Here is a 16,326-nt window from a genome sequence, read left to right as displayed (position 1 = left end):
CAGGGCGGTGGCGGAAGCGCCCTGACGAGTCAGAAGACCGGCAGCCCGTCGATGCTCGCCGCGTTCTTGGTGGCCCGGTAGACGACCAGATCGTCGGCGCTCCGGCGGGAGTGTGAGGTGAGTAACAGATCGCGTTCGGCCCGGAAGTCCATCAGCGGCACCGCGTATCCACAGGAGTCACTGACCCGCTCCACCTCGACAGTGATGACCGCCCGGACGGCGTGCACGTCCGGCGGCGCGGGAAAGTCGGCGAGCCGATCGGCGAAGGCGTCCTCGGTCACCGCGACACTGCTGCCCCGACCGTGCAACCGAACGATCTTCGGCGGGCCGTCGAAGGCACAGAACATCAACGTGATCCGGCCGTTGTCGCGCAGGTGGGCGATGGTCTCCGCGCCGCTGCCGTGATAGTCGAGGTAGGCCACCCGGTGCGGGCCGAGGATCACGAACGTGCCCCGCATGCCCTTGGGCGACACATTGACGTGCCCCTCGACACCGGACGGGGCGGTCGCCACGAAGAAGAGCGGCTGGGCCACGATGAAGTCACGCAGTCGACTGTCGATCTCCGGATAAACCTTGCCCATGCGTCGATCCTCCCACCGGCGCCGTCGACGGGCGGAGGCGATCTCAGTCACACCCGCTGGCCGGCGGCGGCCCGCACCAGCGCCGTGATCGGCCGGGGGTCCGACTCGTTCTCCGGATGCCACTGCACCCCGAGCACGAACGGCAGGGCCGGGTCCTCCACCGCCTCGACCACGCCGTCCTCCGCCCAACCCGTCACCGTGAGCCGGCCCGGATCGGCGACCGCCTGGTGGTGGTACGAGTTGACCTGGTCGACCCCCGCCAACACCGAGGCAGCCAGGCTCCCCGGCGCGAACCGCACCGCATGAGCCCCGTACACGGCGGGGGCCGGACGGTGCGCCTCGTGACCCACCACGTCGGGCAGGTGCTGGTGCAGAGCGCCGCCGTACGCGACCGCGAGCAACTGCATCCCCCGACACACACCCAGCACCGGCACCCCGGCGGCGAGCGCGGCGGCCAACAGGGTCAGCTCACCGGCGTCCCGGTCCGGCCGGTCCTCGGTACGCGGGTCGCGCGGCTGGCCGTACCGCCCCGGGCCGACGTCCGCGCCACCGGCCAACAGCAACCCGTCGAGGACCGCCACCACGTCCGCGTCCACGTCGTCAGGCGGCAGGACCACCGCCCGGCCACCCGCGGCCGTCACCGCCCTCGTGTACGCCTCCGGCACCAGCACCGCCCGCACGCCCCGCCACGCGGCCCAGTCGGCGGGTTCGACGTACGCGCTGACCCCGATCAGCGGCCTCCTGCGCAGGGATGGCACGGTTCGCGACTGCGGGGCTCGCAACCCCGGCTCACTCCTCGCGCTCACAGGGGAGTGACGTAGGCGCCCGTGATACCGCCGTCGACAACGAACTGCGCGGCGGTCATGAACGAGGCGTCGTCGCTGGCCAGGAACGCCACCGCGGCGGCGATCTCCTCCGGTTGCCCGAACCGGCCCATCGGCACGTGCACCAGCCGACGGGCGGCCCGCTCCGGGTCGGCCGCGAACAGCTCCAGCAGCAACGGGGTGGCCACCGGGCCGGGACAGAGCGCGTTGACCCGGATGCCCTCACGGGCAAACTGCACACCCAGCTCCCGGGTCATCGCGAGCACCCCGCCCTTGCTCGCGGTGTACGCGATCTGCGACGTCGCCGCACCCATCAACGCCACGAACGAGGCCGTGTTGATGATCGACCCCTTGCCCTGCCGACGCATGTGCGGAATGGCGTACTTGCAGCACAGGTAGACGCTCGTGGTGTTGACCCGCAACACCCGCTCCCACGCGTCCAGGCCGGTGTCCAGGATGGAGTCGTCGTCCGGCGGTGAGATGCCGGCGTTGTTGAACGCGATGTCCACCCGACCGTGCCGGTCGGCCACCCCGTCGAACAGGTCACGTACCGCCGACTCGTCGGCCACGTCGGTGGCCACGAACTCGCCGCCGCACTCCTCGGCGGCCTTCGTACCTGCCGCCACGTCGATGTCCACGCAGACCACCCGGGCCCCCTCGGCGGCGAACCGCCGCACGGTGGCCAACCCGATGCCGCTGCCCGCTCCGGTGACCACGGCCACCCGGTCCTGCAACCGACCCTGCACTGGCGTCACTCCTCTGTCGCGATGAACACGTTCTTGACGTCCGTGAAGGAGTGCAGCGCGTCCGGGCCCAGCTCACGGCCGAGCCCGGAACGCTTCATCCCGCCGAACGGGGTCCAGTAGCGCACCGAGGAGTGCGAGTTGACGCTGAGATTGCCCGAGTCGACGGCGCGGGCCAGGCGCAGGGCCCGGCCCACGTCCCGCGTCCAGATCGAGCCGGAGAGGCCGTACTCGGTGTCGTTGGCGAGGCGGACCGCGTCCGCCTCGTCGTCGAACGGCAGCACCGAGACCACCGGGCCGAAGATCTCCTCCCGCCAGTGCCGGTCGGCCGGCGAGTCGGCAAGCAGCACCGTGGGCGCGTGCCAGAACCCGGGGCCGTCGGGGCAGGAGCCGGTGAAGGCGATCTTCGCCCCGGCGAGGTAACCGGCGACCCGGTCCCGTTGGGCGGCGGAGATCAGCGGGCCCATCTCGGCGGTGTCCCGGGACGGATCCTCGACGCGTACCGCGCGTACCGCCGGTTCGAGCAGTTCGAGGAACCTGTCGTACACCGAACGCTGGACCAGGATGCGCGACCGTGCGCAGCAGTCCTGCCCTGCGTTGTCGAAGACCGCGCCCGGCGCGGTCGCGGTGGCGCGTTCCAGGTCGGCGTCGGCGAACACGATGTTCGCGCTCTTGCCACCAAGCTCCAGGGTGAGTCGCTTCACCTGGGCGGCGCAGCCGGCCATGATCCGGGTGCCGACCTCGGTGGAGCCGGTGAAGCAGATCTTGCGGACCGCCGGGTGGCTGACGAACCGCTCCCCCACCACCGAGCCCTCGCCCGGGATGACGGTGAGGACGCCGTCGGGCAGGCCCGCCTCGCGGGCCAGCTCGGCCAGGCGCAGCGCGGTGAGCGGGGTCAACTCGGCGGGCTTGAGCACCACCGTGTTGCCGGCGGCGAGCGCCGGGACGAACCCCCAGGCGGCGATCGGCATCGGGAAGTTCCAGGGCACGATCACGCCGACCACACCGAGTGGCTCGTGGAAGGTGACGTCCAGCCCGCCGGGCACCGGGATCTGCCGCCCGGTCAGCCGCTCGGGCGCGCCGGCGTAGTAGTCCAGGACGTCGCGGACGTTGCCGGCCTCCCAGCGGGCGTTGCCGATGGTGTGCCCGGAGTTGTGCACCTCCAGCAGGGCCAACTCGTCCAGATGGGCGTCGACAACTGCGGCGAACCGCCGCAACAACCGGGCCCGATCCCCGGCCCCCACCGCACGCCAGGTCGTAAAAGCGGCAGCGGCGGCAGCGATCGCCGCGTCCACGTCGTCCACGGAGGCCGCCGCAACCTCCCGAAACCCCACCCCGCTAGCGGGATCCACAAGAGCCGTCACACCCCACCCCTCCCCCCTGCGCGATCCTGCAGTTACTGCCCCGACAAGAGCCGTGAATCGCCACGAATCACCGACACGAAGTGCAAGATCGCGGGAGGCGGGCGGTTAGAGGCGTTCGAAGCCACGGGTCAGCTCCCAGTCCGTCACCGCTGCGTCGAAGGCGGCCAGTTCGACCCTCGCCTGGTTGGCGTAGTGGGCCACCACCTCGGGGCCGAACGCCTCCCGGGCCACAGTGGAGCCCTCCCAGAGGGCCAGGGCGTCGCGCAGGGTGCCGGGGACGCGCTCGGCCTCCGGGTCGTCGTACGCGTTGCCGGCGCACTCCTCGCCCAGCCCCAACTCACCGTCGATGCCGTGCAGCGCCCCGGCGACCAGCCCGGCGATCGCCAGGTACGGGTTGACGTCGGCGCCGGGCACCCGGTTCTCCACCCGCATGCCCTGCCCGTGCCCGACCACTCGCAGCGCGCAGGTGCGGTTGTCGACGCCCCAGCGCAGCGCTGTCGGGGCGAACGATCCCGGCTGGTAGCGCTTGTAGGAGTTGATGTTCGGGGCGAAGAGCAGGCTGAACTCCCGCATGGTGGCCAGCAGCCCGGCGAGCACCCGCTGCCCGGTCTGCGACAGGTGCGCCGGCCCGTCGCCGAGCATCGCCGACGAGCCGGACGAGTCCCGTAGTGAGAAGTGGATGTGGCAGGAGTTGCCCTCCCGCTCGTTCGGCTTGGCCATGAAGGTGATCGCCATCCCCTCCTGGGCGGCGATCTCCTTGGCGCCGTTCTTGTAGATCACGTGGTGGTCCGCGCAGGCCACCGCCTCGTCGTACCGGAAGGCGATCTCGTGCTGCCCGAGGTTGCACTCGCCCTTGGCGCTCTCCGGTGTGAGCCCGGCGCCTGCCATCTCGGTGCGGATCCGGCGCAGCAGCGGCTCCACCCGGGCGGTGCCCAGCAACGAGTAGTCGACGTTGTACTGATTGGCCGGGGTGAGGTCGCGGTAGCCACGCTGCCAGGCATCCTCGTACGAGTCGCGGAACAGCACGAACTCCAACTCGGTGCCGGCGTACGCGGTCAGCCCGTGCTCGGCCAGCCGGTCCAGTTGCCGGCGCAGGATCTGCCGGGGCGAGGCGACCACGTCACCGGAGCCGTCGAGCCAGGTCAGGTCGGCCAGCAGCAGCGCGGAGCCGGGCTGCCAGGGCATCCGGCGCAACGTGGCGAAGTCCGGCACCATCGCGAAGTCGCCGTAGCCGCGTTCCCAACTCGACATCGCGTACCCGTCGACGGTGTTCATGTCGACGTCCACGGCGAGCAGGTAGTTGCAGCCCTCGCTGCCGTTGGCCACCACCTGGTCGAGGAAGAACGGCGCGTGGAACCGCTTGCCCTGCAGCCGGCCCTGCATGTCGACGAGAGCCAGCACCACCGTGTCGATCTCGCCCTCGGCGACGGCGACCCGCAGTTGTTCCAGCGTGAGCGGAGCTTTCCTCATTCGCGGGCCTCCATCACCAAGGTCTACTGGCAAACCGGATCACCGTCAATGCCCCCGGCGGCACATGCCGCAAACCCGGCGGTCAGCCGGCGGGACGGCAGCACCGCCCGTCCCGCCGGTTGTGGATCAGACCGGGCCGTCGGCCGGCGCCGGGTCGGCCGCCACCGCCGGTTCCCCGACGGTACGAACCGGGCCGGTGAACCACTTACGGGCCGAGGCGTACCACCAGACGGCGACGACCAGCAGCACCCCGCCGACGGCGAGCGGCGCGTAGTTCACCGCTGACCAGGTGAACCCGTCGTTGCCGGGCACCCCGGCGGGCACGATCGGCAGCACGAAGTAGACGGCGATGATCGCGATCTCGATCACCGCGATCCAGCCGAGCAGCTTGTACTTGCGGCCGAGCGTCCACGGCCCGGGGACGAACCGGTCGCCCATCCGCAGCCGGAGCGCGATCGGGATGAGGAACGACAGGTACAGCCCGAGCACCGCGACCGAGACGACCGCGTAGAAGGCGATCGGGATTCCGGCGGAGCTCTCGTAGAGCGCCGGCAGGGTCAGCACCAGACCGGCCACCGTGGCGCCGATGATCGCGTTGACCGGGGTGCCGTTGCGGTCGACGGTCGACCACAGCCGCCAGCCGGGTACGGCCCGGTCGCGGCTGAACGCGTACGCCATGCGGCTCATCGAGGTCACGCAACTCATGCCGCAGAAGAACTGGCCGATGGTGGAGATGATGATGACGATCTTGAAGAAGACCGGGGTCAGCGCGGACTCGAAGATCGCGCCGGAGAAGCCGCCCGCGGCGTTGACCGCCTCGACGTCGGTGGCCGCGAAGAGGAACGCCAGCAGCAGGATCCAGCCGCCGACCGCCGAGTAGAAAATCGACTGCCAGAGCCCGCGGGCGGCGGCCTGCGACGCGCCCCGGGTCTCCTCGGAGACGTGCGCGCAGGCGTCGAAGCCGGTGATCGTGTACTGGGTCAGCAGGAATCCCAGCGGCAGCACGTAGAACCAGAACGTCAGCCCGCCGATGTCCCCGTCGCCGAAGCCGGAGTTGTTGAACCGCTCGGTGAACACGAACTGGAAGCTCTGGTGGTTGTCGGGGACGAAGACCAGGATGGCCACCACCACGGCGGCGCCGGCCACGTGCCACCAGACCGAGACGTTCTGGAGTACGTCGATGATCCGGTGCCCGAAGATGTTGATCAACCCGTGCAGCACCAGGATGATCACGAAGAGGACGAACGCCTGACGCAGCGTGCCGGCCCAACCGTCGAAGAGCGCCGACAGGGTGAGATTGAGGAACGTCGCGCAGCCGTAGTCGACCGAGGCGGTCACCGCCACCAGGCCGATCAGGTTCAGCCAGCCGGTGAACCAGCCGTGCACCGGGCGACCCATGGTGGCCGCCCACCAGTAGATCCCACCCGCGGTCGGGTACGCCGACACCAGCTCCGCCATGCAGAAGCCGATGATCAGGATGAACAGCGAGATCAGCGGCCAGCCCCAGGAGATGGCGACCGGCCCACCGTTGTTCCACGCCTGACCGAAGGTGGTGAAGCACCCGGCCAGGATCGAGATGATCGAGAAGGAGATGGCGAAGTTGGAGAAGCCGCTCCACTTTCGGCGCAACTCCTGTTTGTAACCGAGTTCAGCGAGCCGTCGGGCGTCGTCGTCCAAAGGTTGCTCGGCGGTCGGCACGGGCGTCGTGGCCACTGCACACCTCCCTGAGGTGGTTCCGCGTGCGAGTGGGCAAAGTGTCGTCCCGGCCGATCAAGGCGGTCAATACGTAGTCGGTGGGAATCTCACCGCCGTCGGGCTAATTGCGTTGCCGTCCGACCGCCCCGGACGGCATCCTGAACCCAGTGACCAGGCCCGATCAGGGCCCACCCCGGGCGCTCGGACCGCCCGACCACGGTGGCGCGGGGCACGCCTCTCTCTCACGTACGGCACTCCGCCGTACCCAAAAAGTGCCCCGCGCCCCCGCGCCCCCGCTCCAACGCCGCCCCACCGCGCCGATCTTGCAGTTTCGGTCGTCGATATCAGTGGGATGCCCCATGTGCCGGGACAGCAAGTGCAAGATCGCGGAGCAGGGGGGAGGGCAGGTCAGGTCAGGAGGAGGCCTGCTACCCAGAGGGCTGCCACCAGCAGGCCGGCCAGGAACTCCACGAGCATCGACAGGCCGGCGGCCTTCACGGCCTGCACCGTGGAGGGCCACGCCAGCTGGTTGCTGCGCAACCGCAGCCGTTCCGCCGCCCACACCCCGGCCACGAAGCCGAGCACCAACCCCACGACCGGCACCACGAAGAACCCGACGATGCCGAGCACCCCGCCGGCGAGCAGCGTGGACGTCGGCACACCTGTGCGCTTCAGGTTCCGGCCCGGCCACGCGTACTTGATCACGGTGCCACCCGCGGCGACCAGAGTGGCTGCCGCGAACACCGCCCAGCCGCCCAGGCCGGCACCGCCGAAGACCGCCCAGACCAGCACACCGCCCCAGCAGAGCGGCAGCGCCGGCAGGCCGGGCACCACCACGCCGGCCAACCCGGCCAGGATGGCCAGACCGGCCACCACCGTCACCGCCGTCTGCGAGTCCGTCAGGTCCACGCCCTCACCCTCCGTCGCTCAGCCGTGCGGTGATCGCGTCGGCCGGGGCCGGCGCGCCAAAGTACCGGCCCTGCCCGGTGTCGCAGCGCAGCGCCCGCAGCCGTTCGGCCTGGACGCCGGTCTCCACCGCCTCGGCCGTGACCCACAGCTCCAGGGCGTGCGCCAACCGGACCAACGCGTCGACGATCCGTTCGTCGCGGTGGTCGGCGGCCACGTCGACCCCGTCGGCCCCGTCCGCGCGGATGCCCTCGACGAACGGGCCGGCGAGCTTCAGGCAGTGGATCGGCAACCGGCGCAGGTACGCCAGGTTGGAGTACCCCGTGCCGAAGTCGTCCACAGCCAGCCGGACGCCGAGCGCGGCGAGCCGGTGCAGACTCCGCAGGGGTTCACCGGCGCTGCCCATCACGGCGCTCTCGGTCAGCTCCAGTTGGAGCAGCTCCGCGGGCAGCCCGCTGGTCCGCAACGCGTCGGCCACGGTGTCCACGATGGCCGGGTCGTCGGCCTGCCGGGCGGCCAGGTTGACGCTGACCACCAGCCGGGCCCCCGGGAACTCCCGCCACCACCGTTCGGCGTCCGCGCAGGCCCGCCGCAGCACCCACTCGCCGAGCCGGACGATCAGGCCGGTCTCCTCGGCCAGGCCGATGAACCGGTCCGGCCCGATCAGGCCCAGCTCCGGGTGCTCCCAACGGACCAGCGCCTCCACCGCGAGCATCTTGCCCTCCAGCAGGGACACGATCGGCTGGTAGTGCAGCACGAACTCGCCCCGGTCCAGTGCGGCGGGCAGCCCGGCGACCAGCGCCGAGCGGGCGATGTCCCGGGCGCCGCGCTCGGGGTCGTAGACCGCCCACCGGCCCCGGCCCGCCGCCTTGGCCCAGTAGAGCGTGGTGTCCGCGGCCTTCATCAGCTCCGACGCTGTGGTCTCCGAGGCGGGGCACTGCACGATGCCCACACTGGCCGAGACTGCCAACTGGTGCTCACCGACGTGGACCGGGGCCGCGACGGCCGCCAGCGCGGCCTCCGCGACGGCGACCGGGTCGTCGGCGTCGTCTTCTCCGTCGACGAGGATCACGAACTCGTCGCCCCCCATCCGGGCGACCAGGTGCCCGTGGTCGGCCACGCACGCGGCCAGCCTCCGGCCGATCATCACGAGCAGACGGTCACCGAGGTCGTGGCCGAGACTGTCGTTGATCGCCTTGAAGCCGTCCAGGTCGAGGAAGCACACCCCGACCCGCTGCCCGACGGCCGCGGTGTCGAGCACCCGCCCCAACGTCTCGAAGAACAACGTCCGGTTGGGCAGCCCGGTCAGCGGGTCGTGCAGCGCCTGGAAGCGCAGCCGCTGCTGGAGTTCGTACCGCTCGGTGATGTCTTCGATCATCGCGACGGTGAATCGCGGCCGGCCCTCGTGTCTGATCAGCGAGACGGCGAGATCCGTCCAGACCACGGTGCCGTCCTTGCGGTGATAGCGCTTCTCCACCCGGGCCGCGTCGTGCTTGCCCTCGATCAGCTCCTGGTACAGCTCCCACATCCCGGCGGCGTCGTCGGCGTGGAACAGCGCCGCCACGTTGATCTCGCGAAGCTCCTCGATCGAGTAGCCGAGCATGTCGGCGAACGCCTGGTTGACGTCGATGATCCGGCCGTCCACGCCGGCGATCCCGATACCGGTCGCCGCACCTGTGAACACCGCCCGGAACCGTGCCTCGCTCTCGCGCAGCGCCTGCTCGACCTCGTCGCGCGCCTGCCAGGCCGACCTGGCGATCCGCTCCTGCTGACTGAAGGTGCGGTCGCGCAGCGCGCGGGCGAACCCGGCGGCCAGGCCGCCCTGCACCGCCGCGATCCGGTCGGCGAAGTCGGGCGGCCGGCCGCCGTCGCCCAGGACCCGACGCCCGAAGGCCGCACCGAGCGCGTGCAGCGTCCACTCCAGGGCCTGCGGCTCGGTGAGGTGCGCCTCCACCAGGGCCCGTCCGACCTCCTCGGCCGGGCGGACGCTGAACGGCTCCGCCCGTACCGCCTGGGCCAGCCGGATCGTGTGCACGAGCAGCAGCCGCTCGGTCTCGGCCAGGCTGAGCGGCACGAAACCGAGACGGCGCACCGCGCGGGCCCAGTCGGCGGCGTACCCCTGGGCATCGGCCCGGCCGGCATCGACCCCGGCGGGGTCCCGGCCGGCATCGACGCTGGCAGAGGTCGGGCCGGCGGCGACCCCGGTGGGGTCCGGGACGGCGGCCACGAGATCAGCCGGCGGGGTGGTCGTACCGGGCGACGCCTCCGAAGGCGCCGAAGCGCTCCGGCCGCTCGTCTACATCGGATGGTGAGTCCGGGCGCCAGAGCGGCATGTGCACCACGCCCGGTTCCAGGACGGTCCAGTCGCCGAAGAAGCCGGTGACCTGTGCGCGGGAGCGCAGGGTGATCTCGGTGGCGGTGCGGGCGGAGAGGCGCTGGGCGTCCAGCATCTCCTGCGGCTGGTCCTCGAACGTGGAGTGCGAGATGACCAGGAAGCTGCCCGGCGCGGCGACGTCCCGCAGGGTGGCCAGGATCGCCTCGGGTCGGTCGGCGTCCGGGATGAAGTGCACCACCCCGGCCAGCAGGATGCCCATCGGTCGACTGAAGTCGATCAGCCCGAGCTGTCGGGTCTCGGCGAGGATCCGCTCCGGCTCACGCAGGTCGGCGTGGATGACCCCGGTGAACTCGTTGCCGGCGAGCAGCTCCCGACTGTGCGCGACGGCTACCGGGTCGATGTCGACGTACACCACGCGGGCCTTGGGGTTCAGCCCCTGCGCCACCTCGTGCACGTTGCCCACGGTGGGAATTCCGGAGCCGATGTCAAGAAACTGGTCGATGCCGGCGTCGAGCAGCACCCGGACGGCCCGGCGCAGGAACTCCCGCCCGGAACGCATGGTGGCGGCGAGATTCGGGGTCATGCTGGCGATCTGCTCGGCCAACTGCCTGTCGATCTCGAAGTTGTGCGCCCCACCCAGAAAGTAGTCGTACACCCGGGCCGCGCTCGGCCTGGTCAGATCGATCTCGGTCGGCAGTCCGTCCGGCATCAGTGCGCTCCCCAGTTCATCGCCGCGGCGCGGGACGGCACCGGCGAATGGGCGTGCCGCGAGCACCGGTCGACCCGCGGGTCGTGTGGTGTGGACCACTCTAGGCCGCTGACTCCAGCAACAGCGAGATGCCTTGACCAACGCCTATGCACATGGTGGCCAGAGCCCGGCGGCCGCCGCGACGGCGCAGCTCCAGGGCGGCGGTCAGCGCCAGCCGTGCGCCGCTGGCGCCGAGCGGGTGCCCGAGCGCGATGGCCCCGCCGTTCGGGTTGACGTGCTGGGCGTCGACGGGCAGCCCCAGCTCGCGCAGCACCGCCACGGACTGCGCGGCGAACGCCTCGTTCAGCTCCACCACGTCCACCGCGCCCAACTCGACACCGACGCGGTCGAGCAGCTTGCGGGTGGCCGGCACCGGGCCGATCCCCATGATCCGGGGCGGCACACCGGCCGCCGCCGCGCCGACGATCCGGGCCAGCGGGGTCAGGCCGTACCGGGAGACCGCCGCCTCGCTGGCCACCAGCAGCGCCACCGCGCCGTCGTTGACACCCGAGGAGTTGCCGGCGGTCACCGTGCCGCCGTCGCGGAACGGGGTGGGCAACGCGGCCAGCTTCTCCAGCGAGGTCTCCCGGGGGTGCTCGTCGACCTCGACGAGTCGGGTCTCGCGACGGCCGGCCGGCACCGACACCGCCACGATCTCCTCGGCGAACCGGCCGTCGGCCTGCGCCTTGGCCGCACGCTGCTGCGAGCGGTACGCGAAGGCATCCTGCTCGGCCCGGCTGACGCCGTACTCGGCGGCCACGTTCTCCGCCGTCTCCGGCATCGAGTCGACGCCCCACCCGTCGCGCATCAACGGGTTCACCAACCGCCAGCCGAGGGTGGTGTCGTACACCTCGGCCGAGCGGGAGTACGCCGACGTCGCCTTCGGCATGACGAACGGCGCCCGGCTCATGCTCTCCACCCCGCCAGCGATCACCAGGTCCGCGTCCCCGGCGACGATGGACCGGGCGGCGGTGGCGAGCGCGTCCAGCCCCGAGCCGCAGAGCCGGTTGACAGTGCTGCCCGGCACCTCCTCGGGGAGGCCGGCCAGCAGCGCCGCCATCCGGGCCACGTTGCGGTTGTCCTCGCCGGCCTGGTTGGCGCAGCCGAGCACGACGTCGTCCACCCGCGCCCAGTCCACCGACGGGTGGCGGGCGACCAACTCACGGATCACGTGCGCGGCCAGGTCGTCGGGGCGGACGCCGGCCAGCGCGCCCGCGTACCGGCCGATCGGGGTGCGGACACCGGCCACCAGGTATGCCACGGTCATCGCGAGTCCTTAGGGGGTGCAGACGGCGGGGGGTGGGGCACGCCCACCGGGTCACGAGGGCTGCCGGCCGCCAGGATATCCGCGCCGGCAGCGGATAGGTTGACGGCATGGCCCGGGCCCAGTTCAGCGCAGAGACCAGCGGCGGCGGCGCGTTCGTCCGCCAGCCGAACCGGTTCACCGGTCGGGTCACCGCCGACTCGACCTCCCCACCCGGCGGCGGCCCGGACGAGCAGGACCGTTGGCCCCTGGAGGCCGGCCGCTACCGGCTGATCTGGTGCCGCGCCTGCCCGTGGGCCCACCGGGCGCGGATCGTGCGCGGCCTGCTCGGGCTGGACGACGCGATCTCGCTGGGCACCGTCGACCCGATCCGGGACGAGCGGGGCTGGGCGTTCGCCCTCGACCCGGACGGCTTCGACCCGGTCCTCGGCGTGAGCTTCCTCTCCGAGGCGTACCTGGCCACCGACCCGGACTACACCGGCCGGGTGACAGTGCCGGCGCTCGTCGACACCCTGACCGGTCGGGTGGTCACCAACGACTACCCGCAGCTCACCCTCGACTTCTCCACGCAGTGGCGGTCGCTGCACCGCGCGGGGGCGCCGGACCTCTACCCGGAGGCGCTACGCCCCGAGATGGACGCGCTGATGGCCGAGATCCACACCGACGTGAACAACGGCGTCTACCGGTGCGGGTTCGCCACCTCCCAGGAGGCGTACGACGAGGCGTTCCGGGCTCTCTTCGCCCGGCTGGACACGCTCTCCGAGCGGCTGGCCGGGCAGCGTTACCTGCTGGGCGACGCGATCACCGAGGCGGACGTGCGGCTGTTCACCACGCTTGTCCGCTTCGACGCCGCCTACCACGGGCACTTCAAGTGCAACCGCAACAAGCTGACCGAGATGCCGGTGCTCTGGGCGTACGCCCGGGACCTGTTCCAGACGCCGGGCTTCGGCGAGACGGTGGACTTCGACCACATCAAGCGGCACTACTACGGCACACACCGGCAGATCAATCCCAGCGGCATCGTGCCACTCGGGCCGGACGAGTCCGGCTGGAGCACGCCACACGGGCGTGGCTGAGCCGGGTCGGTCCGCCGCCCCGCCCGTGCCGAGGGCCCGCGGCGACATCGCCCGTCGGGCCGCCGGGTCCGCCGCGGCCGGCTGCGCCCTGGCCGGTGCGGTGGCCGTGACGCTCGCCGTGGTCGCCGGTCCCGGTCCCGGGCTCACCGGGTACGTCCGTGAGGCGGGCATCGCCGGCAGCGCCCACGCCGCGACGTACCGGATCGGGATTCTGGCCCTTGCCGGCGCGTTGCTGCTGATCGGCGCGGCGCTGCCCCCCGGGGTGTGGGCGGCGGCACCGGCGCTGCTCGCCACCGGGGCCGTGTTCACCGCGGTGTCCGGGGCGGTGACCTGCTCCGACGGTTGCCCGCTGCCACCGTTCGAGCGGACGACGACGGCGGATCTGGTGCACGGTGGCGCGAGCATCGCGGCGACCGCGGCGGTGGTCTTCGCCATGATCACGATTGCCGTCTCCGGGCCGGTGGGCCGGACGGTGCGCCGGTTGGCCGCCGCGGCCGCCGTGCTGGCGCTGCCGCTCTGCGCCACTGTGGGGCTGGCGATGCTGGTGATCGGCCGAGGTCCCGTGGTGGGCGTGCTGGAACGGCTGATCCTCGCCCTGGCGGTGCTGTGGGGCCTGAGCACCGCCACCGCTCTGGCCCTCTGTAAGGAGCCTCACGCCCGCGAGTCCTTCCGATAAGCGGAAATCGGCGTAGCGTCGGCCAACGATGACCAACGTCTGGGGCCTCACTGTCCGCCTGTATGTCGATCTCCGACTGCAGGCCAGTGGCATCTGTCCGGGCTAGCCGCGTTCCTACGCCTGCCCCGATCGGACCGGACAATTGGATACATCCTCATGCCCTTCAGCCTGCGCAAAATTCCCTTCTCCGTGCAGATCCTGCTCGGCCTCGTGCTCGGCGTCGCGCTGGGCTTCCTGGCCCGCACCAACGACCTGAGCTGGCTGACCAGCACCCTGCACACCGTCGGTGGTCTCTTCGTCCAGCTGCTCAAGCTGGCCGTGCCGCCGCTGGTCTTCACCGCCATCGTGGTGAGCGTGGTCAGCCTGCGTGGCGTGGCCAACGCCGCCCGGCTCGCCCTCAAGACCCTGATGTGGTTCGGCATCACCGCGCTGATCTCGGTGAGCATCGGCATCGGCCTCGGCCTGCTCACCAACCCGGGTAAGGGCGTGACCCTCGACCTGGGCGGCGCGGCGCCGCCGAAGAACACCGGCTCGTGGACCGACTTCCTCACCGGCATCGTGCCCACCAACCCGGTCGGCGCGTTCGTCGAGGGCAACGTCCTCCAGATCGTCTTCCTCGCCGTCGTCGTCGGTGCCGCGGCTCTGCTGGTCGGCGAGGCCGCCGAGCCGTTCGTGGCGCTGAACCGCTCCCTGCTGGAGATCGTCCAGAAGGCGCTCTGGTGGATCATCCGCCTCGCCCCGATCGGCACCCTCGGCCTGATCGGCAACGCCGTCGCCTCGTACGGCTGGGACCTGCTGGCCCCCCTCGCGAAGTTCACCACAGCCGTCTACGTCGGCTGCGCCATCGTGCTGTTCGTGGTCTACCCGCTGGTGCTGATCCTCGCCGGCCGCCTCAACCCGCTGCGCTTCTTCGCCGGCGCCTGGCCGGCGATCGAGCTGGCCTTCGTGTCGCGCTCCTCGGTCGGCACCATGCCGGTGACCCAGCGCTCCGTCGAGCGTCTCGGCGTCCCCCGCGAGTACGCCTCGTTCGCGGTGCCCTTCGGCGCCACCACGAAGATGGACGGTTGCGCCGCCATCTACCCGGCCCTCGCCGCGATCTTCGTGGCCCAGGTGTTCGGCGTGCACCTCGGCATCGGCGACTACCTGCTGATCGCCTTCGTCTCGGTGGTCGGATCGGCGGCCACCGCCGGCCTGACCGGCGCGATCGTGATGCTCACCCTGACCCTCAGCACGCTGGGCCTGCCGCTGGCCGGCGCCGGTCTGCTGCTGGCCATCGACCCGATCCTGGACATGATCCGCACCGCCACCAACGTCGCGGGTCAGGCACTGGTGCCGACAGTGGTCGCCGCCCGCGAGGGCACTCTCGACCGCGCCGCGTACGAGTCCGCCGGCCGGCGTGACCTGACCGAGCCGGAGCCGGTCGCCGAGCCCCGGCCCGAGCTCAGCCCCGTTCCTGCCTGATCGGTTCACCAGCACGGCGGCGGGCCCCTCTCCCCGGGGGCCCGTTCGCCGTATCGGAGAGGATGACCCCATGAGTTCCCTGTTCACCCCCCTGGCCCTGCGCGGGGTCACACTGCCCAACCGGATCGCCATGGCACCCATGTGCCAGTACTCCGCCGGCCCCGACGGTCTGCCCACCGACTGGCACCTGATCCACCTCGGCAGTCGCGCGGTCGGCGGCGCCGGCCTGGTGCTGACCGAGGCGACCGCCGTACTCCCCGAGGGCCGGATCAGCCCACAGGACACCGGCCTCTGGTCGGGTGCGCACGTCGACGCCTGGCGGCCGGTGACCGCGTTCGTCGCCGCCCACGGCGCGGTGCCGGCCGTGCAGCTCGCGCACGCGGGCTTCAAGGCCTCCACCTACCGGCCGTGGGCGCCCGAGCGCGGTGGCGTGCCGGACGCCGAGGGCGGCTGGACTCCCGTCGCCCCCGGCTCGGCGCCGTTCACCGCCGACTACCGGACGCCGACCAGCCTCGACGAGGCCGGCATCGCCGGTGTGGTCGAGGCGTTCGCGGCCGGCGCCGTACGCGCGCTGGACGCCGGCTTCGCCGCCGTGGAGATCCACGCCGCCCACGGCTACCTGCTCAACGAGTTCCTCTCGCCGCTGACCAACCACCGCACCGACTCGTACGGCGGCGACCGGGCCGCCCGGATGCGACTCACCCTGGAGGTGGCCCGCGCGGTGCGTGCCGCGGTCGGCGAGGACGTGCCGGTGTTGACCCGGATCTCCGCCACCGACTGGGTCGAGGGCGGCTGGACGATCGAGGACAGCGTGGTGCTCGCCGGCGAGCTGGCCGGCATCGGCGTCGACCTGGTCGACGCGTCCTCCGGTGGGGTGAGCACGGACCAGCGCGTCCCGCTCGGCCCCGGCTACCAGGTGCCGCTGGCAGCCCAGATCCGCCGCGAGGCCGGCGTGCCGACCGGCGCGGTGGGCCTGATCGTGGAACCCGAGCACGCCGAGCAGATCGTCGCCACCGGCGAGGCCGACCTGGTGCTGCTGGGCCGGGAGCTGCTGCGCGACCCGTACTGGCCGCGCCGGGCCGCCGCGAAGCTCGGCGTCGCCTACTCCGGGCCCGCCCAGTACGCCCGCGCCTCCTGATCCCGGGCCGGTCGGGTGGCCGCCGCGTGCGCGGCCGCCCGACCG

14 protein-coding genes are annotated in these 16,326 nt (G+C 71.8%); 4 read left to right on the top strand and 10 right to left on the bottom strand.

What is annotated here, in order from left to right:
• Positions 1–29: 29 nt before the first annotated feature.
• From ACQP0U_RS07180 to pcaF, 10 genes are all read right to left on the bottom strand, one after another.
• Positions 30–581: a pyridoxamine 5'-phosphate oxidase family protein gene (locus tag ACQP0U_RS07180; protein ID WP_433316875.1), complete on the bottom strand. Its 552-nt coding sequence runs from the start codon at positions 579–581 to the stop codon at positions 30–32.
• A 47-nt stretch (positions 582–628) separates the two neighbouring features.
• Positions 629–1,339, bottom strand: a complete 711-nt coding sequence (locus tag ACQP0U_RS07175; RefSeq protein WP_433316873.1) for a gamma-glutamyl-gamma-aminobutyrate hydrolase family protein — start codon at positions 1,337–1,339, stop codon at positions 629–631.
• A gap of 44 nt (positions 1,340–1,383) precedes the next feature.
• The gene (locus ACQP0U_RS07170) at positions 1,384–2,151 is read right to left on the bottom strand and encodes a 3-oxoacyl-ACP reductase (RefSeq protein ID WP_355009583.1); all 768 of its coding nucleotides are present in this window, start codon (positions 2,149–2,151) and stop codon (positions 1,384–1,386) included.
• A gap of 5 nt (positions 2,152–2,156) precedes the next feature.
• The gene (locus ACQP0U_RS07165) at positions 2,157–3,452 is read right to left on the bottom strand and encodes an aldehyde dehydrogenase family protein (RefSeq protein WP_433316871.1); all 1,296 of its coding nucleotides are present in this window, start codon (positions 3,450–3,452) and stop codon (positions 2,157–2,159) included.
• A 165-nt stretch (positions 3,453–3,617) separates the two neighbouring features.
• Entirely contained in the window at positions 3,618–4,982 is a 1,365-nt protein-coding gene (locus tag ACQP0U_RS07160) for a glutamine synthetase family protein (protein WP_433316869.1), read from the bottom strand.
• Positions 4,983–5,108: 126 nt separating this feature from the next.
• Positions 5,109–6,695, bottom strand: coding sequence for an amino acid permease (locus ACQP0U_RS07155; RefSeq protein WP_433316867.1), 1,587 nt, complete (start codon positions 6,693–6,695; stop codon positions 5,109–5,111).
• Positions 6,696–7,085: 390 nt separating this feature from the next.
• A complete protein-coding gene (locus ACQP0U_RS07150) occupies positions 7,086–7,586 on the bottom strand; it encodes a DUF456 domain-containing protein (RefSeq protein WP_433316865.1) in 501 nt (166 codons plus the stop codon).
• Between the two features lie 4 nt (positions 7,587–7,590).
• Positions 7,591–9,810, bottom strand: a complete 2,220-nt coding sequence (locus ACQP0U_RS07145; protein ID WP_433316863.1) for a putative bifunctional diguanylate cyclase/phosphodiesterase — start codon at positions 9,808–9,810, stop codon at positions 7,591–7,593.
• A 4-nt stretch (positions 9,811–9,814) separates the two neighbouring features.
• Positions 9,815–10,627: an SAM-dependent methyltransferase gene (locus ACQP0U_RS07140; protein WP_433316861.1), complete on the bottom strand. Its 813-nt coding sequence runs from the start codon at positions 10,625–10,627 to the stop codon at positions 9,815–9,817.
• A 100-nt stretch (positions 10,628–10,727) separates the two neighbouring features.
• Complete coding sequence (gene pcaF / locus ACQP0U_RS07135) at positions 10,728–11,933, bottom strand: 3-oxoadipyl-CoA thiolase (RefSeq protein WP_433316859.1); 1,206 nt, start codon at positions 11,931–11,933, stop codon at positions 10,728–10,730.
• 107 nt (positions 11,934–12,040) lie between these two features.
• On the opposite strand from pcaF, the gene ACQP0U_RS07130 reads away from it, so the two are divergent.
• The 4 genes from ACQP0U_RS07130 (at position 12,041) to ACQP0U_RS07115 (ending at position 16,281) form a co-directional block, all read left to right on the top strand.
• Positions 12,041–13,006: a glutathione S-transferase family protein gene (locus tag ACQP0U_RS07130; RefSeq protein ID WP_433316857.1), complete on the top strand. Its 966-nt coding sequence runs from the start codon at positions 12,041–12,043 to the stop codon at positions 13,004–13,006.
• A complete protein-coding gene (locus ACQP0U_RS07125) occupies positions 12,999–13,682 on the top strand; it encodes a DUF998 domain-containing protein (RefSeq protein WP_433316855.1) in 684 nt (227 codons plus the stop codon). The genes ACQP0U_RS07130 and ACQP0U_RS07125 overlap by 8 nt, the downstream gene beginning before the upstream one ends.
• A 168-nt stretch (positions 13,683–13,850) precedes the next feature.
• A complete protein-coding gene (locus ACQP0U_RS07120) occupies positions 13,851–15,143 on the top strand; it encodes a dicarboxylate/amino acid:cation symporter (RefSeq protein WP_433320661.1) in 1,293 nt (430 codons plus the stop codon).
• A gap of 70 nt (positions 15,144–15,213) precedes the next feature.
• Positions 15,214–16,281 carry an NADH:flavin oxidoreductase/NADH oxidase gene (locus ACQP0U_RS07115; protein ID WP_433316853.1) on the top strand — a complete coding sequence of 356 codons (1,068 nt, stop codon included), beginning with the start codon at positions 15,214–15,216 and terminating at the stop codon, positions 16,279–16,281.
• Positions 16,282–16,326: the final 45 nt, after the last annotated feature.

This window comes from Micromonospora sp. CA-269861, assembly GCF_050948505.1.
Lineage (GTDB): Bacteria > Actinomycetota > Actinomycetes > Mycobacteriales > Micromonosporaceae > Micromonospora.
The sequence above is the reverse complement of the archived record's forward strand: the minus strand, read 5'-3'. Positions and strand labels throughout refer to the sequence as shown.

Coding starts and splice junctions, on each gene's coding strand:
- ACQP0U_RS07115 (WP_433316853.1), top strand. CDS start 15,214: ATGAGTTCCCTGTTCACCCCCCTGGCCCTGCGCGGGGTCACACTGCCC.
- ACQP0U_RS07180 (WP_433316875.1), bottom strand. CDS start 581: ATGGGCAAGGTTTATCCGGAGATCGACAGTCGACTGCGTGACTTCATC.
- ACQP0U_RS07160 (WP_433316869.1), bottom strand. CDS start 4,982: ATGAGGAAAGCTCCGCTCACGCTGGAACAACTGCGGGTCGCCGTCGCC.
- ACQP0U_RS07140 (WP_433316861.1), bottom strand. CDS start 10,627: ATGCCGGACGGACTGCCGACCGAGATCGATCTGACCAGGCCGAGCGCG.
- ACQP0U_RS07130 (WP_433316857.1), top strand. CDS start 12,041: ATGGCCCGGGCCCAGTTCAGCGCAGAGACCAGCGGCGGCGGCGCGTTC.
- pcaF (WP_433316859.1), bottom strand. CDS start 11,933: ATGACCGTGGCATACCTGGTGGCCGGTGTCCGCACCCCGATCGGCCGG.